The sequence below is a fragment of the Streptomyces sp. NPDC007875 genome, assembly GCF_042868035.1.
In the GTDB taxonomy this organism is placed as follows: Bacteria; Actinomycetota; Actinomycetes; order Streptomycetales; family Streptomycetaceae; genus Streptomyces; species Streptomyces antimycoticus.
This window is the reverse complement of sequence record NZ_JBIADZ010000011.1, coordinates 99,826-121,139: the sequence shown is the minus strand read 5'-3', so window position 1 is coordinate 121,139 and position 21,314 is coordinate 99,826. Positions and strand designations below refer to the sequence as shown.

The window sequence follows — 21,314 nt, the reverse complement described above, 5'->3', positions numbered from 1 at the left end:
GGGGCCGCTTCGCTTGTCCCCTTAGCCCACTTCCCCGGTGGGTCAGCCGATACGGGTCAGTTTCGCGCCGAACGACGGCTCGGACAGGTCATCCTGCAGGGCCACCGGCGCCGTGAGCTGTCCGGGGCCCGTGCCCACGGTCACCTCGCCGACGACCGTGCCCGCCTTGGCGGAGTGCGGCACCTTCTTACCGCCGTCGCCGATCTTGATGTCGACCCCCAGACCGGACCAGCCGACCGCCTTCAGATCCTTGGTGGCGACGACCGGCGTGGTGCCGCCGAGCCCGTCGTCGATCTGGCCGACCACATCGCCCTTCTTGATGACGGTGGCCGAGGTGAGGGCGTCCTGCAGGGCGGTGATCAGCTTGTAGCTGTTGGTCTGCGCGAGCTGGAGGCTGGCGTCCAGCGTGGTGGTCGCGCGCTGTTCGAGGACGACACCGAGGATCCGCTGCTTCTTGCCGTCGATCGTCCGCACGGCGCCCCACATCAGCGCACCGCCGGCCGGGGTGGACGAACCGGTCTTGATGCCGATCACGCCCGGCTTCACCAGCAGATTGTTGTTGTTGTAGATCCGGTCGTCGAGCCCCGGGATCTCGGTGTTGGGCGTCGCCACGACCGCCCGGAACGCCTCGGACTGCATCGCCGCCTTCGCCAGCTTCAGCTGGTCGGCCGCGGTGGACTTGGTGGACTCCTTCAGACCGCTGGGGTCGGTGTAGGTCGTCTGCTTCATCCCCAGGCCCTCGGCGGCGTCGTTCATCTTCTTCACGAAGGCGTCGAGCGACCCGGCGTCCCAGCGGGCGAGCAGCCGGGCGATGTTGTTGCTGGAGTTGATCAGCAGCAGTTGGAGCAGCTGATGCTGGGTGAAGGTCTGCCCCTCCTTGACCTCCGCCCGCGACTCGTCGGCGGACTTGGCCTCCTCGGCCGCCTGCGCGTCAATCGTGATCTTCGGGCCCTGCGCGTCGCCCTTCAGCGGATGGTCCTTGAGCACCACATAGGCCGTCATGACCTTGGTGACGCTGGCGATCGGCACGGGCTTCTGCTCCCCGGAGGTGCCCAGGCTGCCCACGCCTTCGACCTCCGCGGCCGACTGCCCCTGGCCGGGCCACGGCAGGGACAGCTCGCCGCCGCCGAAGCGGTAGGAGGAGTCGGCGGTGAGCTTCAGCGACGGCTCCGGCAGCGGCCGCAGCGCCTGGATGACGCCCAGGATGATCACGAGCAGCGCGGCCAGCGGCGTCCAGATCTTGACCCGGCGGACCGCCGTCCGCATCGGCGTCTCGGGCTTGGGCGGCGTGTTGGTCAGCTGCGCCAGCAGGTCGAGCGGCGCGGGCTGCTTGCCGTCCGAGGTCATCGGCGGCAGCGGCTGCTGCTTGGTCCGCTCGGCCTCGGGCACGCCCGCCGGCGGGGCGGCGGGGGCCGACGACGCGGCGGGCGCGGTGGGCGCGGTGGCGGGCTTCGACGGGGCCGGGTCGTCGGGGGACCGCAGCGGTACGAACTTGCTGGTCCGCTCGTTGTCCGACTCGGCGGCGGGCTTCTTGCCGGGCGTCTTCTCGGACGGCTTGGCGTCGGACGCCTTCTCGGAGGACTTGGCGTCGGACGGCTTCTCGGACGTCTTCTTGTCAGCCGGGGGGCTGACCGCCTTGAAGGCGGTGGTCGGCTGGTCGACGCTCTTCTTGCCGTCCTTTCCGGGCTTCTCCGGGAGCACGCCGAAGGCGGCCGTCGGGCGGTCGACCGGCTTGTCGGAGGCGTCGTCGTGCTCGTCGGACGCGGCGGCCTTCTCGGACGCGCCCTTGGGCTCGTCCTTCTCGGCCGCCTCCTTCTTGTCCTTGTCCTCAGCCTTGGCGTCGCCGTCCGTCTTGGGCGTCACCGTACGGAAGACAGCCGTGCGCTGATCCACGGACGGCTTCGACGACTCGCCGCCGTCCTCATCCGCCTCGGTCTCGACTTCGGCCTCGGACGCACCCTCAGCCTTGGCGTCACCGTCAGCCTTCGGCGTCACCGTACGGAAGACAGCCGTCCGCTGATCCACCGACGGCTTCGACGACTCGCCACCGTCCTCATCCGCCTCGGCCTTGGCTTCGGCCTCGGAGGCACCCTCAGCCTCTACGTCGGCGTCGGCGCCACCGGCGCCATCCGCGTCCGCTTCCGGCTCCACGTCCGGCTCGGGCGCATCCCCCTTGGGCGATTCGTCCGGCGCACCGGAATCCGCCTCCGGCTCGCCCTTCGCCTCCGACGTCCCGGAACCTTCACCCCGTTCACCATCGCGAACACCAGAAACCTTTGCATCGTCCCCGTCGGCAGCCGGTGCCTTCGGTTCCGCTTCAGCCTCCGCTTCGGCCCTCGCCCCGGAGGCCGCCTCGGAGGTCACATCGGGCTCATCGGAAGCCGACTGCGGCTCACCGGAACCCGACCGGAGGTCGTCGGACACGACGGCGACCGCCGTCGAGCCCTGAGCCGCCTCCGCTTCGCGCGAGATCGCGAGCCGCGGATCGCTTTCTCCCCTAGCCGTCTCCCCCGACGACTTCTGCTGATCCGACCTGCCGGGGGACTCGCCCGCCACCGATGCCTCCTCGATATGTGTCGCGGGATGCCCTACGCCCCATGGCGTCACGTCCCGCAGCCCAAGCTCTACCAGTGTCCTGTGTGTCCGGCATGCGATGGCGCAACGCCACAGCCGGAGAGCGTCTCCAGGTGCCCGCCCACCTGCTAGACGAGAACGACATACCTACTGGTTCCCACCCAAACCCCCCAGGCACTCTCGACAGACCAATGTGAGAGGGGTCACCCTGTCATTCATCCACGCGGGGAGGCATGGATGGGCAGGAGCCGCAGAACAATTCCGGAGGAGCTTCTGCTGCTCGCTTTGGACCCGACCACGGGTACCACGGCGCAGCCGCAGTCGCTCGACCTGGGTCTTGCCGGGGCACAGCTAGTGGAGCTGGCCCTGGCCGGACGGATAGCCCCTGACGGGGATCGTATCGCCGTGGTGCTGCCACGGCCGACCGGAGATCCGACTCTGGACTCCGCATTGGAGTTGCTGCGCCGACGCGGCAGCCCGGTGCGCGCGGTCCACTGGATCGGCGGGCCCCGGCTGGGGCTGCGCCAGACGTACCTCACGCACCTGGAGCGTTGCGGCATGGTGCATGCCGTGGCGGGCCAGATGTGTGGCGTACTGCCGACGACGCGCTACCAGGCGACGGACACGGCGATCAGCCGGGAGATCAGGGCCCGGCTGGACAGCGCGATCCGCACCGGCGTACCGCCGGACCCGCGGACCGCCGCGCTCGCCGCCCTGGCCCACGCGGTCGGGCTCGGCAAGCATCTGTACCCCGGGAACGAGGGGCGTTCCTCGCGCTCCAGGCTCCGGGATCTGATCCGGCACGACCCGATGGGCGGTCTCGTGGCGCACGCCGTGATGGATGTGCAGAACGGTGTCGCGGCGCAGCCACGGCGCGCACCGGCCCCGGGCCGACAGGCGGGAACAGGCGCCGCGGCGGAGCCCGCGGCCGGCGTTCCGGCCCAGCCGTCCCGTCGCGGGAGCATGGCCCGCGTCGGAGCGCGCTGAGGCCCCTTCGGGGCACTACCGCACCACCACGTACAACCAGCCCGTCGAACGCACCAGCAGCCCGTCAGCGGGGCGGCGGAGACCGTTCCCGGCACCGTCCGGGGCGGAGCGCCACTGTCCAGCTCCGGGCAGCACCGAGTACCACTCACGCTCCACCGACCGCACCGCAGTCCCCACTGACCCGGTTCGGGAGCCGCTGAAGCGCGCGGGGTGGTGGGGCGGCCGATTTGGACGACCGGCCGTCCCACCGCCCCGCGCGCGCGTTCGTCCACCGTGGTGCGGCCGCCTTTGTGCGGCCATTTCCCAGCGCGCCCCCGTCGGGTAGTGGCAGGCTGCTGAACAGCAGAAATCAGCAGCACGAAGCCGGAGGTGCACGTCCTGTGACATCGAACGTCGGCCCCACTGTCCGGCGACGCCGGTTGGGCCAGGAGCTGCGCAGACTCCGCCAGGAGAAGGGCATGACGGCGGAGGAGGTGGCGGAGGAGTTGATGGTCTCCCAGTCGAAGATCAGCCGACTGGAGAACGGGCGCCGCAGCATCAGCCAGCGCGATGTGCGCGACCTGTGCCGCACCTACAAGGTGGAGGACAAGGCGCTGGTTGATTCCCTGATGCAAATGGCGAAGGAGTCCCGCCAGCAGGGTTGGTGGAACGCCTTCGGCGATGTGCCGTACAGCGTCTACATCGGTTTCGAGACGGACGCGGCGTCCCTGCGGGTCTATGAACCCCAGGTGCTCCCCGGCCTCTTGCAGACACCGGATTACGCGGAGGCGGTGATCAGCGGCGCCCTCCCGGAGGCCCCGCAGGACCAGATCGCCCAGCGGGTCCAGGTCCGGCTCAGGCGCCAGGAGCGGATCACCGATCCGCTGGCCCCGCTGCGGCTGTGGGCGGTCGTGGACGAGGCGGCGATGCGCCGGGTGGTCGGCAACTCGAAGATCATGAGCGATCAGCTGGACTATCTGGTCCGGATGAGCCACGAGCCCCATGTGACGGTCCAGGCGCTTCCGTTCGACATGGGGTCGCATCCGGGGATGAGCGGGCAGTTCACCATCCTGGAGTTCTCGGACGAGTCGGACACCAGCGTCGTCTATCTCGAGGGCGTGACCAGCGACCTGTATCTGGAGAAGCTCAGCGATGTGCAGAGCTACAGCATGATGTACGAGCATCTGCGGGCCCAGGCGCTGAACGCGGATCAGAGCCGCCAGTTCATCACCGAGATGGCCCAGGAACACGCCCGCCGGCACGAGGAGGAGGGCGAGGCCGCCCCGGCGGACTGACGGGGGTCGGAAACGCTCCGGCGCGAACGATGAGGGGCGGAAGATACACCTCCGCACCGCGCTGCGGAAGGGGCCACGGGAATATGCCATCCGGTCGAGTGAATGGCCCGCTTTCCAGACGATGTTGCCGAGTAACGTCGGTGACGCCTCCAAACGGGGGTGGACCTCATCGACAAAAAGCATCGGAGCGATCGTGTCCATTCAGCAGGGAAAGACGAGCATGTGGGTGAAATCCTCGTACTCGGCCGGAAACGGCGCTTGCGTGGAAATCTCCTCCCCGGTCACCAGCGAGATCGCCGTGCGCGATTCCAAGGACCCCCAGGGACCGACGCTCAGCTTCGCCCCCGCATCGTGGTCGGCCTTTGTGTCCGACGTCAGCCGTGGCGCCTTCGACCTCGGCTGATTTGCGCGACCCGGCCGCGGTAGCGCGGTCGGCGGCGCAGGGCCGCAAGCCTGCACCCGAGCCCTCTCGACCGGTCGCCGTCCCTGCCGAGAGGGCTCAAGGCGTTTCCGGCGCATTCCGTCGTCGCCGCTTCAGCGGAGTTCTGCCACGTATTGGTCTGTACCGGGAATCGTCGGAATGAACGGCGCCATGAATTCCACCCGGCCGAGACCGGCATCGGCCACCTCACCGTCGAGACCGGTAAAACAGCGTCCCCAGCATTCCCGGGGATCGGACTGCAGGAACCAGAGCAGGGTCAGCCGGGTGTCAACCCCCTCGACCTGCTTCACATACGACATCCGGTCCGAGGGCAGCGGGGTCGGCCGGAAGACCGTGACCATCGCGGCGGGCGAGCCCGCGAGCCGGCGCGGCAGATGTCTGGATCGGAGCCACGCGAGCAGTTCCTCCCGCTGCTCCGGGCCCTCGGTCTCGATCACCTCCAGCGCCAGCCCGGCATAGGGGTGGTCCAGCGCGTGGTGATCGCGTGGACCGGCCGCCCCGTCCCGGTAGACGGTGGCCTCGTGGTCCTGGAAGGCCGTGAAGACATGCGTACGGTCCTGGTAGACCCGCCCGTCCCGGAGCAGCCGCTTGTTGATCCCGACCGTCCACCGCATATGGTCCGCGTAGCGCCCCTCGGTGAGCCAGTAGACGGAGAGGTAGCAGCCGGCGGTCACCGGCCGGGCGATCGCCGACTTCTCCGGATAGCGCAGCAGTTGCAGTTCACGGGTGGCGACCCAGCGGCGGCCCGCGTAGATCCACGGCATGGCCATCGCGCCCGCGATGAAGTGGTCGTCCTCGTACCAGCGGTTATAGGCGTACTCATGGCCCGGATGCGGCTCGACCATCGTGATCAGGGCATGCCCCGGGCGCACTCCGTACGGGCCGACGGAGGCCAGTTCCGCGTACGCGTCGCTTGTCATGCCCCCCAGGTTTAGCTGACGTAGCGTCAGTTGGGGAGGGGGCTGTCCCTATCAAGTGCGCGGAATCGGACGGCGGCCACACGGCCGGGAGGGGCCTTCCCTTGGCGCCGGGACGCTGCCGCACTCTGGCCATCTGAGGCCCGCACCCCTAACCTGACGCGACGCCAGACACGGGAGGTGCCGCCATGCCGCTGCAGGGCAAGACCGTCGTTGTCTCCGGGGTCGGGCCCGGACTGGGGGCCCGGGTGGTGGCCGCGTGCGTCCGGGACGGGGCGCGGGTGGTGATGGGGGCGCGGACCGAGGAGCGGCTGCCGAAGGTGGCGGAGGAGGTCGATCCGGGCGGTGAGCGCACCGCCTGGCGGCCGACCGACATCGCGGACGAGGAGCAGTGCGAGGCCCTTGCCGCGCTCGCCCTGGACCGCTTCGGCCAGATCGACGCCGTCGTCCATGTGGCCGCGCTGGACAGCCACTTCGGCGGGCTGGAGGACGCCGACTTCACGTCCTGGGCCCGGGTGGTGGACATCAATCTCTTCGGGACGCTGCGGATGACCCGCGCCTGCCTGCCCGCGCTCAAACGGAACGGCGGCTCGGTCGTGCTGATCGGCACCCAGTCGTCCTCCGCCGCCCCCACCAAGGTGCGCCAGACCGCGTACGCCGCCTCCAAGGGCGCGCTGACCTCCACCATGTACGCGCTCGCGCGCGAGCTGGGTCCGCACCGGATACGGGTCAACACCGTGCAGCCCGGCTGGATGTGGGGGCCGCCGGTGCGCGCGTATGTGGCCTTCACGGCACAGACCGAAGGGGTGAGCGAGGCCGAGGTGCTGGCCCGGCTCACGGATGGGATGGCCCTGCCCGAGCTGGCGACGGACGGGGATGTGGCGGAGGCCGCGGCGTTCCTGGCCTCCGACCGGGCCCGGGCGATCACCGGACAGTCGCTGCTGGTGAACGCCGGTGAGCTGATGCGTTAGCGCGACTCCTGTCCGGCCTTTCGGGATCCCGCTCCCGTACGACCCATCGTTCGGTGGGCGTGCGTCTGACGAAGTGCCCGCTCATCGTGGGTTCACGAGCATGCGAACGACAACGCCCCGTCAGGTCAAGAAAGAGTAAATTCGTTCTTCTTTCTGATTTGTGTTCACACTCGTGACCCTTAGAGCCCTTGACCGGTCACCCGAACGAGCGGTTCAATCCCGGAAGTACCCCGCTCCCGCTCGGGGGAACCGCCCATGACGAACGTCGCGGCGAAGTGCGCTCCCGTTCATATGGCGGACCCCTGGAGGGGACATGAACAGTCTCGACTGGGCTGTACTGATCGGCTACTTCGGTGTCATGGTCGGCATCGGCCTCTGGTCGCACAAGCGTGTGGACAATGTCAGCGACTTCTTCACGGCCGGCGGCAAGATGCCCTGGTGGCTGTCCGGCATCTCGCACCACATGTCCGGCTACAGCGCGGTGATGTTCACGGGATACGCGGCCATCGCCTACCAATACGGCATCACGTCCTATGTCACCTGGTCCTTCCCGATCGCCATCGGCATCGCGATCGGCGCCAACCTCTTCGCGCCGCGCCTCAACCGGGTGCGCAGCAGGCTCAAGGTGGCCTCACCGCTCGAATACCTGAAGAACCGCTACAACCTCCCCACCCAGCAGGCGCTGGCCTGGTCCGGGGTGCTGTTGAAGATCGTCGACGTGGGCGCCAAGTGGGCGGCCATCGCCACCCTGTTGTCCATCTTCACCGGCGTCTCGCTCAACCAGGGCATCCTGATCACGGGCGTGGTCACCGCCATCTACTGCACCGTGGGCGGACTGTGGGCCGACGCGCTCACCGAACTCGGCCAGTTCATCATCCAGTTCATCGCGGGCATCGCGATGCTGATCGCGGTGCTCAATGAGCTGGACGGCTTCTCCACCTTCTGGACCGTCTGGGACGACCTCCCCGACAGCCACCACGAGCCGACCGTCGGCCCGTACACCTTGATCTTCCTGCTCGCCTACCTCTTCATCAAGACGTTCGAGTACAACGGCGGCATGTGGAACCAGGCGCAGCGCTACATGGCGACCGACAGCGCCCACTCCGCCAAGCGCTCGGCCCGCCTGTCGGCCATCCTGTGGTTCGTGTGGCCGCTGGTCCTGTTCTTCCCCATGTGGGTCGCGCCCCTGATCATCAAGACGGACAAGCCCGCCGACTCGTACGCCGAGATGGCCGAACACCTACTGCCGCATGGTCTGCTGGGGCTGGTGATCGTCGGCTTCTTCTCGCACACCATGGCGATGTGCTCCTCGGACGCCAACGCGATCGCGGCGGTGGTGACGCGGGACATCATGCCCGCGATCTTCAAGTCGGTACGGGAATGGTCCTCCCGCACCGGGCTGCTCGCGGCCCGCTACACCACGCTGCTCTTCCTCGCCCTGTCCATGGCCATCGCCACCCAGGTCAACTCGGACTTCTTCGGCGACATCATCACCGTGGTGATCAAATGGGTCGCCGGCCTGATGGGGCCGATCGCGATCCCGCTGATGCTGGGCATGCTGCGCGCCTTCCGCAAGTCGGGCCCGACGGCGGCGCTGGTCAGCTGGGCCATGGGTCTGATCGCCTTCTACCTGGTCAACTACCCGATCAACGACGCGATCGACGGAGGCGTGAACCTGGAGTACCAGATCTCCATCCCGCTCGCGGTCTCGCTCGTGCTCTTCATCGTCGTCGGCTACCTCAAGCCGGAGGACACCCCGGAGCGCGATGCCATCCTCGCCTCGCTCAACTCGGATGACGACGGGCCGGGTTCAGCGAGCGCCGCACTGTCGGAGCCCGGGCAGGGCGCGGCCGGCCAGAAGTCGGTCGCGGGCGCCACGGACTGACGCCCTCCGCGCGGCGGCCACGATCCGGGCCGCCGGTCACCCCCCATCGCGGGGTGACCGGCGGCCCGGTTCCGTCTGCGGGTCCGTGCCGGTCGTCAGATCGCACTGCATGAGGTGGGTGTCGATCCAGCGTCCGTGCTTGCGCCCGACACCGGCCAGCGTGCCCGCCGGGGTGAAGCCGAAGCGCCGGTGGAGGGCGGCCGAGGCGTCGCTGCCGGAGTCGGCGATGACCGCGACGACCTGTCGTACGCCGGCCTCGGCGCAGCGGGTGAGCAGCGCGTCGAGCAGCGCCGCCCCCAGCCCCGCGCCGGTCCGGCCGGGGGCGAGGTAGATGGCGTCCTCGGCGGTGTGGCGGTAGGCGGGCTTGGGGCGCCAGGGCCCGGCGTAGGCGTATCCCGCGACCGTACGGCGGGTGTCTCCGGGGACCTCGGCCGCCTCGGAGACCTCCGCGACCAGGAACGGCAGCCCCCGGTCGGTCAGCTCCGCCAGCCGCCGCGCCCAGTCGCCGACGGTGGGCGGGACCTCCTCGAAGGTGACGACGGTCTCGGTGACGTAGTGGCTGAAGATCGCGGCGATGGCGCCCAGGTCGGCGTGGGTCGCATCACGTATGACGGCGGCGGAGGCAGGCACCGGACCACCCTACGACCGACCGTCCCAGGAGCGGCCACCTACGGCCGACGGCCCCGGGGGGCGGCCACCTTACGGTCGGCCCATCCCCGACGCCGGGGCAGAAGTGGAACGTCATGCAGGGGCGACGATCGGGATATCCATGCTGCCCAGGGAACCCCTCCTCCACCTGACGTCCACATCCGGAACGTACGATGGGCGGCCGTCCGAGCCGACCGCCCCCGACCGCACCACCCGGACCCGACTCGTCGACCCGCCCCGGCCGAGTCGCGGTCCCCAGGGACCTCTGGAGCCCCCGTGACCGCTACTCAGACGATCAGCGACTCCCGGATCCACCGGGCCCGCGCCTTCGTACTGCGCCGGCCGGTGCTGTGCGCGGCGGTCTTCTGCCTGCTCTCCTTCACCGGGTTCTGGATCGCGCAGCGGGCCGCCCAGGTGTCGATGGTCGATCTGCTGGTCTATCGCGCCGAGGGATGGACCGTACGCAATGCCCAGGATCTGTATGACATGCGGGCGACCCAGCACAATCTTCCCAATACCTATCCGCCGTTCGCGGCCCTGGTCTTCATCCCGCTGACCGTGATGGGCACGGGCGTCCTGCGGACCTTCGGGACGGCCGTCAACCTCGGCCTGATGGTCGCCGTGGCCCATCTGTCGCTGCGGCTGATCGATCTGCCCGCCCGGGTGCCGCGACCAGCCGCCGTCCTGGCCCTGGCCGCCGTCGCGGTGTGGTGTGAGCCGGTGTGGACGACCCTGCGCTACGGGCAGATCAATCTGCTGGTCACGGCGCTGGTGCTGTGGGACCTGACCCGCCGGGCGGGCCACCGCTGGGCCGGGGTCGGGACGGGCATCGCCACCGGGATCAAGCTGACCCCGGGGCTCTTCGTGGTCTTCCTGGGGCTCGCCGGACTGTTCCTCGGCCTCCGTCGGCTGTGGGCGGCCGGGGCGGCCCGGAGGCGAGGCGAGCCCGGCAGCGGGCTGCCGCGGCGGCGCTTCCTGAACGACCATCTGCGCCGCGCGGCCGTCGCCACCGCCGCCTTCGCCCTTACGGTCGCGTTCTCGGCCCTGGCGCTGCCGCATGACTCCCGGCGCTTCTGGACCGAGGTTCTCTTCGCGACCGACCGCCCCGGCGATGTGGAGGGCGCGGGCAACCAGAACCTCAAGGGCGCGCTCGCCCGTATCCTGCACACCCCCGACCCGGGCATGTGGTGGCTCGTGGCGGCCGCGCTGGTGGGCTGTGTGGGCCTGGCCACGGCGGCGGTCGCCGCCCAGCTCACCGACGACAGCCGGCTGCCGAACGCCCGCGCCTGGGCCGCCCTGACCTGCGCGGTGACCGCCCTCATGGTCAGCCCGGTCTCCTGGTCGCACCACTGGGTGTGGGCCGTCCCGATGGTCCTGCTGCTCGCGGTGGAGGCGGTGCGGCGGCGCACGGCGGGCTGGACGGCCTGGACGGCCGTGACCGGGCTGCTGTTCTGCTCCTTCATGGTCTGGTACGCGCCCCACAGCAGGCCGACCCGGGTGGAACTCCACCAGAACCCCGCCCAGATGCTCCTCACCGCCGTCTATCCGCTGATCGGTATCGCCTTCCTGGGCGTGGCCGCGTATCTGACCCTGCGCGCCGTAAGGCGTCCATGGGAGGGGATCGGGACCGTACGGCGGCAGACGGCCACCGCCGGTACGGAAGCGGCGCGGCGGCGGCCGGAGCGGACCTACGCGCGCGGGTAGCGGGTGAGCCAGGCCGGGGAGGAGCTGCCCGGGCCGTGGAGCGCGGGGCCCTGGGTCATCTCCATGGCGAAGTCGTCGGCCAGCTCCAGGATCGTGCCGCGCCCCTCGACCTCCGCCAGCCAGGCGGGCGGCAGCGCCGTCTCGCCGTGCAGCGCGCCCAGCAGATTGCCGCAGATGGCCGCCGTGGAGTCGCTGTCCCCGCCGTGGTTGACCGCGAGCAGCAGCCCATGGCGGACGTCCTCGGCGACCAGGGCGCAGTACAGGGCCATCGCCAGGGCCTCCTCACCGGTCCAGCCCTGGCCCAGGGACGCGACCCGCTCGGGGGTCGGCAGGCCCTGCCGTACCGCGCCGAGCGCGTACCGCAGCGCGTTGGTGGTCTCCTCGTGGCCGGGGCGGGTGGCCAGATGGGCAAGGGCGCGCTGGACGGCTCCGTCCAGCCCCTCACCGCGCGCCAGCCCGTGCACGATGAGGGCGAAGGCACCGGCCGCGAGATAGCCGGTGGGGTGGCCGTGGGTCTGGGCCGCGCACTCGATGGCCAACTGGAAGACCAGCTGCGGCTCCCAGCCCACCAGCAGTCCGAAGGGGGCGGAGCGCATCACGGCGCCGCATCCCTTGGAGTCGGGGTTCTTGGGCGCCTCCAGGGTGCCCATGGTCTCGTCGGCGAGCGCGGTGATACAGGCCCGGCCCGGGGAGCGCTGGGCGTACAGCCACTCCTCGCGGGCCAGCCAGCCGGCGTCCTTACGGCGCTCATCGGGGCCCCAGTCGCGCTGGGTGGAGTACCAGCGGCGGTGTGCGGAGTGGATGTCGGTGGGCGGATGCCAGGCCCCCGTGTCGCGGCGCACCTGCGCCCGTATCAGCCCGTCCACGGTGAACAGGGTCATCTGGGTGTCGTCGGTGACCCGTCCGCGACCGCCATAGGCGGGCAGGAAGTCCGTCACGCCCTCGGCTCCGTGCGCCGCCCTGATCTCGTCCAGCGAGGCGAACTCGACGGCCGCCCCCAGCGCGTCCCCGATGGCCCCGCCGAGCAGACAGCCGCGCACCCGGCTGCGGAAGTCCTGCTGTTCGGCGCGGCCCCATACGCCGGTCGCTGCGCTGGCGGTTGCGGTCACGACCTATGCCTCTTTTCTTCGCTGCGTGAATGGCCCAGAACTGTCTTTGAACTGTAATGGACACCGAATGATCGCCTCTTGGCCGCCGAGGATTGTGAAGGCGTCATCACCGAGAAGACGACGGATGGACGCATTCCGAAAATGCGAATTCCCTCACCGAATGTCGTATGCGCTCCGAGCCCTTATGCGAGCGCCGCCGCGCCGGGCTCCAGGGCCGCGCGAAGCTCGGCGAGCGGCGCGCGGAGGGCGGCGAGCAGGGCGGGATCCGCCCCGGGTATCCGGGCGAGCTCGTCCAGGGCGCGCAGGGCGTCGTCGACGATCTGCCAGTACGGCCGGGTGGCGGGGAGCTCCACCACGAGACGCTCCGCCCCGGCCCCGTCCCCGAGGGCGGCCCTGCTGATGATCGGGGCGGCCACCCGGGCCTGTGCGTCCCATTGGCCGCCGTGCTCCTCCAGGAGCGCTTCGAAAGCGGTCCACGGCCCGCGCGCCTCGATGAGACCGGCCGTGCGGCTCACCAGCATCGCGTGCTCGAAGGCGATGTCGAGGTCCTGGCCGTCCAGGGCCGCTGCCCGTTCGATGTCCGTGGCGGCCTCGGCGTACCTGCCCGCCAGGCGGTGGCACCTGGCCCTGGCCTCCAGCGCGAGCAGGCCCTCGGGGCGGAGCCCAATCGCCCGGTCCAGATCGGCGAGGGCGGCCTCGTCGTCGCCCAGGCGCAGCCGCAGGGCACCCCGGTTCGCCAGCACCCACGCGTCGTCGGGAGAGGCGGAGGCGGCGGCGTCGAAATCCGCCAGGGCTTCGCCGAGCAGACCGATGTGCTCATGCGTCTGCGCTCGACAGACCAGCGCGAACACATACGACGGCTCGATCTCGATGGCCCGGCCGAAGTCCGCCAGCGCCTCCTGGAAGCGGTCCGTCATCCGGTATGCCTCACCGCGCTCGGCGAGCACGGCCTGGTCCTCGGGGTGGGACGCCAAGGACCGGTCGGCCGCGTCGATCGCCTCCTCGTAACGGTCCAGTCGCCGAAGGGCGTGGACGCGCCCGAACGCGGCGTAGGCCGCACCGAGTTCGAGGGCCCGGTCACAGTCCGCGAGCGCCTCCTCGTGCCGCCCCAGAAAGCGGTAGGTCCTGGCCCGCTCCGCGTAGATCCAGGACCATTCGGGAGTGATCTCCACCGCCCGCCCGAAATCCGCCAGCGCTTTCTCGTAGTCCTCCATGGCGTGGTGGACCTGGGCGCGGGTCCCCACGGTCCACGCGCTCTCGTGCAGGTCGAAGGAGCGATCGAGGTCCGCCAGGCTTTCCTCGTACCGCTCGAGCAGGCGATACGTCTCGCCACGCCGGGCGAGCGGCCAGGGAAAGTCGGGATCCAGTGCCACCGCGCGGTCGAAGCTCTCCAGCGCCTGCTCGTAGAGCTCCATGTCGAGGTGCACGCTCCCCCGGGCGGCAAGAGCACGCACACAGTCGGCGTCCAGCTCCAGCGCTCGCTCCGCGTCCGCCAGCGCCCCTTCCAGCTCGTTCATGTCCGCGCGGACCATGCCGCGGAGCCCGAGCGCCATGGCCATGGCCCGTTCGTCCGACCCCACCTCGTCCAGCAGCCGCGTCGCGTTGTCGACCAGGTCGCTCCTCGTGGACTCCGCGAGCAGCCGGTCGCCCCAGGCGGCCACAGCCCCGCTGCCGGAATCCCGGCCCGCCTCCACGAGCATCTGCCTCCAGCGGTGGTCCCACGACGCCGACGTGTAGTCGATATACGCGCACACATACGCGCGCAGCTCCTCGCGCAGGGCTTCCTCCGGAATCGCGCACAGCCGGTGGTAAGCCTCCTCGAGCCGGTAGTCCAGCCATCGCTCGTGCTCCCACTTCCGGTCGCCCTCCAGCGTCTCCTCGATCTCGCGCTGCCAGCGCGCGAACGCCTCGGCCAGCCGGAGGTGACGGGCGCGCCACGCCTGCGGGGACTGGTTGCGCTGGAGCCGCAGCATGGCCGTGCGGACGACCTGGTGGTAGCCGCAGCGGCCGGAGCCGTCGGCCACGAACGGGAGCGAGCGCAGCCAGCCGTAGAGGTCGGCCGCCTCGTCCTCCACCGCGGCCGCGAAGACGTCCTCGTCCAGGCTCCGGGGCAGGGCCGCGGCCAGGGCGGCCGAGCGGTGGGTCTCGTCGCTCACCCACTTCAGGAAGCGCTCGACGGCGGTGCCGGAGGGGTCGCCCACGGCCTCGGGGGTGGTGGGCCGGGCCTCGGCCAGCATGGACACCAGCACGGGCAGCCCTCCGGTGAGCCGGAGGACGACCTCGACCACCTGCTCGTCGACCACGCCCTTGGCGGTCAGGAGCTGCCGGGCCTCCGTCTCGGTGAAGGGGACGAGCGGGAGGTCGGCGACGAGGTCGGCGTAGTCGGCCCAGCAGCGCGGGGCGAGCGTGCCCTGTCCGGCCAGCGTCACCACCGCGTTGGCCGGGAGCGAGCCGTAGCGGCCCTCGAACATCACATCGCGCAGCCACAGGTCGAGCAGCGGACCGGTGCGCTCATAGGTGTCGAAGAACCACGCCATCCAGGGCACGGACGCGGCCGCCTCGCCCACGTCCTTGAGGAACGCGGGGGTGAGGGCGTCCAGGGGCGACATCACCAGGTCCACGTCGTCATGGCTGCGGAGGCGGGCGCTGAGCTTGGCCCGCGCGCGGTCGGCGGCCTGGGCGACCCGGTCCGGTTCCGCCGCCCCGGCCAACGCCCCGACGCCCGGCACCATGCCGAGCCCGATCAGCCCCGCCCGGGCGACGAACGCGCTGGACGCCGACGGCCGGGGCTCGCCCACCGCCTCCTCCGAAGGCTGCGGCGCGGGCTGCTGCGCCGCCGAATCGGCCTCGTGGCGCCGCTGCCGGTAGGTCGCCAGCAGCTTGTCGAAGGACTTCAGCGGGTGGCCCTGCCCGGCGAACTGGGCGCTGATGGCCGCCATCACCTCGGGGACGCTGTTCACCGACTCGTCCACGGAGGCGGTGAGCGCCCGGTGTTCCCGCGCGGTGTTCTCCAGCTGCCGCAGCAGCGTCGTCTTGCCCACCCCGGCGTCGCCGCGCACATGGAACAGGAAGTGGTGCGCGGCGTCCTCGGGCGGCACGGCGAAGTTCTCCCGGAACGCGGCCAGCTCCTGCCGCCGCCCCACGAACCGGCGGCGCTGCCGGATCAGCTCCCGGATCGTCGGACGCTGCGCTGCCATGGGTGCCCCTTCCCCCCCGCTTCCCATGGCAGCGTATCCGCGCGGCGCGCCCGCGAACCCTGAGTCGGGCTCAGTCCCCCAGCACCGGCAGCAGCTCCGGCAGATGGCCGTCCGAGGCGAGGGCCACGGCCTGGCGGTCCTCGGGGACCGAGCCGTAGGTGGTGGTGCGGGGGCGGGCGGGTCGTCCGGTCAGCTCGGCGATGGCCACCAGGTCCTGGATGGAGCGGTAGGAGCCGTAGGAGGAGCCCGCCATACGGGAGATGGTCTCCTCCATCAGGGTGCCGCCCAGGTCGTTGGCGCCGGAGCGGAGCATCTCGGCGGCGCCCTCCGCGCCCAGCTTCACCCAGCTGGTCTGGATGTTGGGGATATGGGGGTGGAGCAGGATCCGCGCCATGGCCGTGACGGCGCGGTTGTCGCGGCTGGTGGGGCCGGGGCGGGCGATACCGGCGAGGTAGACGGGGGCGTTGGTGTGGATGAAGGGGAGGGTGACGAATTCGGTGAAGCCGCCCGTCTCCTGCTGGATCTCGGCGAGCAGCCGCAGATGGGCCAGCCAGTGGCGGGGCTGGTCCACATGGCCGTACATCATCGTGGACGAGGAGCGGACGCCCAGCTCATGCGCCGTCTTGACGACCTCGACCCAGGTGGCCGTCGGCAGCTTGCCCTTGGTGAGGACCCAGCGCACCTCGTCGTCCAGGATCTCGGCCGCCGTGCCGGGAATGGTGTCCAGGCCCGCCTCGCGCGCCGCCGTCAGCCATTCGCGGATGGACATCCCGGTGCGGGTCGCGCCGTTGACGACCTCCATCGGGGAGAAGGCGTGGACATGCATCCCGGGCACGCGCTCCTTGACGGCGCGGGCGATGTCGAAGTACGCGGTGCCGGGCAGATCGGGGTGGATGCCGCCCTGCATGCAGACCTCCACCGCGCCCACGTCCCACGCCTGCTGGGCGCGGTCGGCGACCTGGTCCAGGGAGAGGGTGTAGGCGTCGGCGTCCGTACGGCGCTGGGCGAAGGCGCAGAAGCGGCAGCCGGTGTAGCAGACATTGGTGAAGTTGATGTTCCGGGTGACGATGTAGGTGACATCGTCGCCGACCGCCGCCCGGCGCAGATCGTCGGCGATGCGGCACAGGGCGTCGAGCGCCGGGCCGTCGGCGTGGAACAGGGCCAGCGCCTCGGAGTCGGTCAGCTTGGTCGGGTCGTCGGCGGCCTGGGCGAGCGCGGCCTTGACGTCGCCGTCGATGCGGGACGGGACCATCCCGGGGGCCGCGGCCTCGCGCAGCGCCTCCCAGTCGCCGTAGACCTCGTCGAAGTCCTTACGGCGGTCACCGGTGCGGCCCTCGGTGTCGATGGTGTGGTGCAGATCGGTGCGGCCGGAGGCGCTGAACGCCTCCTCCGGCTCCTGCCAGGGCAGCCCGGTGGGGGTCACGTCCTCGCGGGCCAGGCCGGTCCCGGGGTCGGCGAGGGCGGTCACATGCGGCAGCAGCCGGGGGTCCAGCCAGGGCTCGCCGCGCTGGATGTACTCGGGGTAGACCGCGAGCCGTTCGCGCAGGCTGAAGCCGGCGGCGGCGGAGCGCTCGGCCAGCTCGTCCACCTGGGGCCAGGGGCGCTCGGGGTTGACATGGTCCGGGGTGAGCGGGGAGACGCCGCCCCAGTCGTCGATACCGGCGCCGATGAGCTGCTCGTACTCCGCGTCGACCAGGTTGGGCGGGGCCTGGATGCAGGCGGACGGGCCCAGGATGTGGCGGGCGACGGCGACGGTGGCCAGCAGGTCGTCCAGCTCCGCGTCCGGCATTCCCCGCATGGCGGTGTCCGGTTTGGCGCGGAAGTTCTGGATGATGACTTCCTGGATGCCGTGGTACGAGCGGGCGACGCGGCGCAGCGCGAACAGCGACTCCGCCCGCTCCTCCTGCGTCTCGCCGATCCCGATCAGCAGCCCGCTGGTGAACGGGACGGAGCTGCGCCCGGCGTCCTCCAGAACGCGCAGCCGCACCGCCGGCTCCTTGTCGGGCGAGCCGTAGTGGGGGCCGCCGGGCTCGCTCCACAGCCGCTCGGCGGTGGTCTCCAGCATCATGCCCATGGAAGGGGCGACCGGCTTGAGCCGCTGGAAGTCGGTCCAGGTCATCGCGCCGGGGTTGAGGTGGGGCAGGAGGCCGGTCTCCTCCAGGATGCGGATCGCCATGGCCCGTACGTACGCGATGGTGTCGTCGTACCCCTCGGCCTCCAGCCATTCACGCGCCTCGGGCCAGCGGTCCTCGGGGCGGTCGCCGAGGGTGATCAGCGCTTCCTTGCAGCCCATTTCGGCGCCCCGGCGGGCGATGGCGAGGACCTCGTCGGGCGACATGAACATCCCGTGGCCCGCGCGGCGCAGCTTGCCGGGCACGGTCGCGAAGGTGCAGTAGTGACACTTGTCCCGGCACAGCCGGGTGAGCGGGATGAAGACGCTGCGCGAGTAGGTGATGACCCCGGGGCGGCCGGCCGCCTCCAGGCCCGCGTCGCGGACCCGGGCGGCGGAGGCCATCAGATCCTTCAGGTCGTCACCACGCGCCTGGAGCAGCACCGCCGCCTCGGCGGTGTCCAGCGCCACGCCGTCGCGGGCGCGCCTGAGCGCACGGCGCATCGCGTTGGCTGTGGGGGCGGCGGAGCCAGTCGGGGCAGCCGGTTCGTTTCCCTGCGCGCTCGTGGTCATCCTCCGAGCATACGAGCGGTGTGTGACACCGCCAGACGGGCCGGGCCTGCGGTTTTGTGGGTCTGATCACGGCTGCCGCGGGCCGTGGGCGGGAATAGGACACCGTGAAGCGTGCGGGCTACACGCGGCGGGTGCCGACGTCCGCTGTCCGGACGGGACTTGGCACGGCGGGGGCCGCCGCGCGAGAGCGCAGGGGTCGGTGCGGGGGATGTACGTTCCCTTGTCGCCATGGAGTTATCCACAGGGCTTTCCGCGCGTGTCACCCACGCGTACAACGGTGTCACGCGGGTGCCGGACGGCACTCTCGACTCTGGGGGTCCCTCATGCAGCGACGCGATGTACTCAGGCTCTCCGCGCTTGCGGGCACGGCGGGTGTGCTGACACTCGATCCCATGACCTTCACCCAGGCCGAAGCGGCCGGTCCGGCCGACGACCATGAGCAGACGAAGACCCTCAGCGGCCATCTGCCCACCGGCGCGCCGGACTTCGTCTATGTGCCCGTCGAGGTGCCGCGCGGGGTGCGCGAGATCGCCGTGTCGTACACCTACGACAAGCCGACCGTCCCGGCCGGCACTCAGGGGAACGCCTGCGATATCGGCATCTTCGACGAGCGTGGCACGGAGCTGGGCGGAGGCGGCTTCCGCGGCTGGTCCGGCGGGGCCCGTACGGAGTTCACCATCAGCGCCGAGGAGGCGACGCCCGGCTATCTGGCGGGCCCGGTGAAGGCGGGCACCTGGCATGTCGTGCTGGGGCCGTACACGGTCGCTCCCCAGGGCCTGGACTACACGGTCACCGTCACGCTGCAGTACGGCGCGCCCGGCACGCCCCGCAAGCAGGGGGCACCTCCCGGACGGAGTCTGGGGGCCTATCCGCCGCAGCGGGCGAAGGGCCGGGGCCGCGCCTGGTACCGGGGCGACTCGCATCTGCACACCGTGCACTCCGACGGCAAGCGCACCCCGGCCGAGCTGGTCGCCGCCGCCCGTGCCGCCGGGCTGGACTTCATCACCACCACCGATCACAACACCACGTCGGCGCATGCCGCGTTCGAGGGTCTGTGGGGCGATGACCTGCTGATCCTCACCGGTGAGGAGATCACCACGCGCAACGGCCATGTGGTCGCCCTCGGCACCGACCCGGGCACCTTCATCGACTGGCGCTACCGCGCCCGGGACAACCGCTTCGGCCAGTTCGCCCGCAAGGTCCGGCAGGCCGGCGGCCTGGTGATCCCGGCCCATCCGCACGGCACCTGTGTCGGCTGCAACTGGAAGTTCGGCTTCAACGAGGCCGACGCGGTCGAGGTGTGGAACGCGGACTTCACCCCGGACGACGAGGTCACGATCTCCGAGTGGGACAACACCCTGGTCGCCGCCTCCCGGGGCGAGGGCCGCTGGCTGCCCGCCGTCGGCCACAGCGATGCCCACCGCGAGCCCCAGGTCGTGGGCCTGCCGCAGACGGTGGTGCTCGCCGACGACCTGTCCCGCACCGCCCTCCAGGAGGGCATCCGGGCCGGCCGCAGCTGGATCGCCGAGTCCTCGAAGATCGACCTCACCTTCGAGGCGGTCGGCGGGCGCGGCAGGCACGCCGGTATCGGCGAGCGCCTGAAGGTCGGCGGCGCGGAGGTGGTGACGGTCCGGCTCAAGGTCTCCGGCGTGGGCCCGGGCTGCTCGGTGCGGTTCATCACCGACCAGGGCCAGCTGTACGGGACGGCGGTCCCCGACTCCGGGACGCTCACGGCCGAATGGCGTACGACGGCGTCCTACGCGGCGTATGTGCGCGCCGAGGTGCGCCACGCCCCGGCGGACGGCGGGGCGTCGGGGACACCGGGCCCGATGGCCGCGATGACGAACCCGATCTGGCTCGGCGAGCACTGACGGCTTCGGCGAGCGGTGACAGCTTCGGCGGCCACTGACGGCGTCGGCGAGCACTGACGGCTTCGGCGCGCGCTGACGCCTTCCCGGCCGCCGGAGCCGTCCGGGCGCATGTGCCACACCGTCCGCCGCCGCTCGGTCAGCGGTAGTAGCGGCCGCTGTCGAGGTCCTCGGCGAGGGTCGGGCCGCCGGGTGCCCAGCCGAGCAGCGCGCGGGTGGCGTCACTGCTCGCGGCCATGTCCGCTCCGAAGAACTTGTTCAGCCAGCCGAAGTGCTCACCAGCGCCGTCGGCCGGGACGGAGGCGACGGGCAGGCCGAGTCCGCGGCCGATGGCCCCGGCGATGTCGCGGACCGGGACGCCGGTCTCGGCCGTGGCGTGCAGGATGGTGCCGGCCGGGGCCCGCTTGTCGAGGGCGAGCTGCACGATGCGCCCGGCGTCGCCGCGGTGGATCGCCGCCCAGCGGTTGCCCCCGTCCTCGATATAGGCCGAGACGGCCTTGGCGCGAGCCGTCGCCACCAGCCCGGCGATGAATCCGTGGTCACCATCGCCGTGCACGGTGGGGGCGAAGCGCACGACGATCGTGTTGACGCCCTGCTCCACGAACTCCAGCGCGAGGTTCTCGCCGCCGCCGCGCAGGGAATCGATGCCGTGGAACGGGGAGCGGTCCTCCTCCGTGGCCACGCGGCCAGGGGTGAGGGAGGCCAGGCCGGCGGCGAGGATGAACGGCCGGTGAGAGCCCGCGAGGGCCTCGCCGATGGTCTGGACGGCGCCCCGCTCGGCCCGGTTGCTCACCGCCGGGTTGGCGAAGTCGTGCTTGTTGGCGAGGTGGACGACGGCATCGGCGGCGCCGGCGCCGGAGCGGATGCCGTCGAGATCGTCGAGGTCGCCGCGGAGCACCCGGGCGCCCTTGGCCTCGAGCGCGGCGGCGGAGGCGTCCGAGCGGGCGAGGCCGGTGACCTCGTGCCCGGCGTCGAGCATGTGGTCGACCACGGCCGAGCCGATCCACCCGGTCGCTCCGGTGATGAATACCTGCATGTCACTGCTCTTTCGGAGA

Annotated in this window: 14 protein-coding genes; 7 read left to right on the top strand and 7 right to left on the bottom strand. The window is 71.0% G+C overall.

Annotation, left to right across the window (positions count from 1 at the left end; genetic code table 11):
• Nucleotides 1-42: 42 nt before the first annotated feature.
• Nucleotides 43-2,556, bottom strand: coding sequence for a D-alanyl-D-alanine carboxypeptidase (locus ACFYOY_RS23675; protein ID WP_388589346.1), 2,514 nt, complete (start codon nt 2,554-2,556; stop codon nt 43-45).
• A gap of 255 nt (nt 2,557-2,811) precedes the next feature.
• Here ACFYOY_RS23675 and ACFYOY_RS23670 point away from each other — a divergent pair, with 255 nt between their 5' ends.
• The 3 genes from ACFYOY_RS23670 (at nt 2,812) to ACFYOY_RS23660 (ending at nt 5,238) form a co-directional block, all read left to right on the top strand.
• Nucleotides 2,812-3,561: a GPP34 family phosphoprotein gene (locus ACFYOY_RS23670; protein WP_237512727.1), complete on the top strand. Its 750-nt coding sequence runs from the start codon at nt 2,812-2,814 to the stop codon at nt 3,559-3,561.
• A gap of 380 nt (nt 3,562-3,941) precedes the next feature.
• Nucleotides 3,942-4,835, top strand: coding sequence for a helix-turn-helix transcriptional regulator (locus ACFYOY_RS23665; protein ID WP_351886474.1), 894 nt, complete (start codon nt 3,942-3,944; stop codon nt 4,833-4,835).
• A gap of 193 nt (nt 4,836-5,028) precedes the next feature.
• Nucleotides 5,029-5,238, top strand: coding sequence for a DUF397 domain-containing protein (locus ACFYOY_RS23660; RefSeq protein ID WP_059148857.1), 210 nt, complete (start codon nt 5,029-5,031; stop codon nt 5,236-5,238).
• 131 nt (nt 5,239-5,369) lie between these two features.
• Here the strand turns inward: ACFYOY_RS23660 and ACFYOY_RS23655 are convergent, their stop codons facing one another.
• Nucleotides 5,370-6,197, bottom strand: a complete 828-nt coding sequence (locus ACFYOY_RS23655; RefSeq protein ID WP_351886471.1) for a hypothetical protein — start codon at nt 6,195-6,197, stop codon at nt 5,370-5,372.
• Nucleotides 6,198-6,382: 185 nt separating this feature from the next.
• Between ACFYOY_RS23655 and ACFYOY_RS23650 the strand changes: the two genes are divergently transcribed.
• Both ACFYOY_RS23650 and ACFYOY_RS23645 read left to right on the top strand, forming a co-directional pair.
• Complete coding sequence (locus ACFYOY_RS23650; protein ID WP_351886468.1) at nt 6,383-7,165, top strand: SDR family oxidoreductase; 783 nt, start codon at nt 6,383-6,385, stop codon at nt 7,163-7,165.
• Nucleotides 7,166-7,478: 313 nt separating this feature from the next.
• The gene (locus ACFYOY_RS23645) at nt 7,479-9,050 is read left to right on the top strand and encodes a sodium:solute symporter family protein (protein ID WP_351886465.1); all 1,572 of its coding nucleotides are present in this window, start codon (nt 7,479-7,481) and stop codon (nt 9,048-9,050) included.
• 36 nt (nt 9,051-9,086) lie between these two features.
• On the opposite strand, the gene ACFYOY_RS23640 is transcribed toward ACFYOY_RS23645, so the two are convergent.
• Nucleotides 9,087-9,680 carry an N-acetyltransferase family protein gene (locus tag ACFYOY_RS23640; protein WP_351886462.1) on the bottom strand — a complete coding sequence of 198 codons (594 nt, stop codon included), beginning with the start codon at nt 9,678-9,680 and terminating at the stop codon, nt 9,087-9,089.
• Nucleotides 9,681-9,974: 294 nt separating this feature from the next.
• On the opposite strand from ACFYOY_RS23640, the gene ACFYOY_RS23635 reads away from it, so the two are divergent.
• Complete coding sequence (locus ACFYOY_RS23635; protein ID WP_351886459.1) at nt 9,975-11,402, top strand: glycosyltransferase 87 family protein; 1,428 nt, start codon at nt 9,975-9,977, stop codon at nt 11,400-11,402.
• On the opposite strand, the gene ACFYOY_RS23630 is transcribed toward ACFYOY_RS23635, so the two are convergent.
• The 3 genes from ACFYOY_RS23630 to ACFYOY_RS23620 form a co-directional block, all read right to left on the bottom strand.
• Complete coding sequence (locus ACFYOY_RS23630) at nt 11,387-12,511, bottom strand: ADP-ribosylglycohydrolase family protein (protein ID WP_351886456.1); 1,125 nt, start codon at nt 12,509-12,511, stop codon at nt 11,387-11,389. The two genes, ACFYOY_RS23635 and ACFYOY_RS23630, sit on opposite strands and share 16 nt — an antisense overlap.
• A gap of 182 nt (nt 12,512-12,693) precedes the next feature.
• Entirely contained in the window at nt 12,694-15,708 is a 3,015-nt protein-coding gene (locus tag ACFYOY_RS23625; protein WP_351886453.1) for a tetratricopeptide repeat protein, read from the bottom strand.
• Between the two features lie 70 nt (nt 15,709-15,778).
• Nucleotides 15,779-18,391, bottom strand: coding sequence for a bifunctional FO biosynthesis protein CofGH (locus tag ACFYOY_RS23620; protein ID WP_351886450.1), 2,613 nt, complete (start codon nt 18,389-18,391; stop codon nt 15,779-15,781).
• A 323-nt stretch (nt 18,392-18,714) separates the two neighbouring features.
• On the opposite strand from ACFYOY_RS23620, the gene ACFYOY_RS23615 reads away from it, so the two are divergent.
• Entirely contained in the window at nt 18,715-20,262 is a 1,548-nt protein-coding gene (locus tag ACFYOY_RS23615) for a CehA/McbA family metallohydrolase (protein WP_388589339.1), read from the top strand.
• 136 nt (nt 20,263-20,398) lie between these two features.
• On the opposite strand, the gene ACFYOY_RS23610 is transcribed toward ACFYOY_RS23615, so the two are convergent.
• Entirely contained in the window at nt 20,399-21,295 is an 897-nt protein-coding gene (locus ACFYOY_RS23610; RefSeq protein ID WP_351886444.1) for an SDR family oxidoreductase, read from the bottom strand.
• Nucleotides 21,296-21,314: the final 19 nt, after the last annotated feature.

Bases quoted from the DNA above. Each gene is read 5' to 3' on its own strand.
- ACFYOY_RS23610 (WP_351886444.1), bottom strand. From the start codon at position 21,295: ATGCAGGTATTCATCACCGGAGCGACCGGGTGGATCGGCTCGGCCGTG.
- ACFYOY_RS23625 (WP_351886453.1), bottom strand. From the start codon at position 15,708: ATGGCAGCGCAGCGTCCGACGATCCGGGAGCTGATCCGGCAGCGCCGC.
- ACFYOY_RS23645 (WP_351886465.1), top strand. From the start codon at position 7,479: ATGAACAGTCTCGACTGGGCTGTACTGATCGGCTACTTCGGTGTCATG.
- ACFYOY_RS23615 (WP_388589339.1), top strand. From the start codon at position 18,715: ATGCAGCGACGCGATGTACTCAGGCTCTCCGCGCTTGCGGGCACGGCG.
- ACFYOY_RS23650 (WP_351886468.1), top strand. From the start codon at position 6,383: ATGCCGCTGCAGGGCAAGACCGTCGTTGTCTCCGGGGTCGGGCCCGGA.
- ACFYOY_RS23655 (WP_351886471.1), bottom strand. From the start codon at position 6,197: ATGACAAGCGACGCGTACGCGGAACTGGCCTCCGTCGGCCCGTACGGA.
- ACFYOY_RS23670 (WP_237512727.1), top strand. From the start codon at position 2,812: ATGGGCAGGAGCCGCAGAACAATTCCGGAGGAGCTTCTGCTGCTCGCT.
- ACFYOY_RS23620 (WP_351886450.1), bottom strand. From the start codon at position 18,391: ATGACCACGAGCGCGCAGGGAAACGAACCGGCTGCCCCGACTGGCTCC.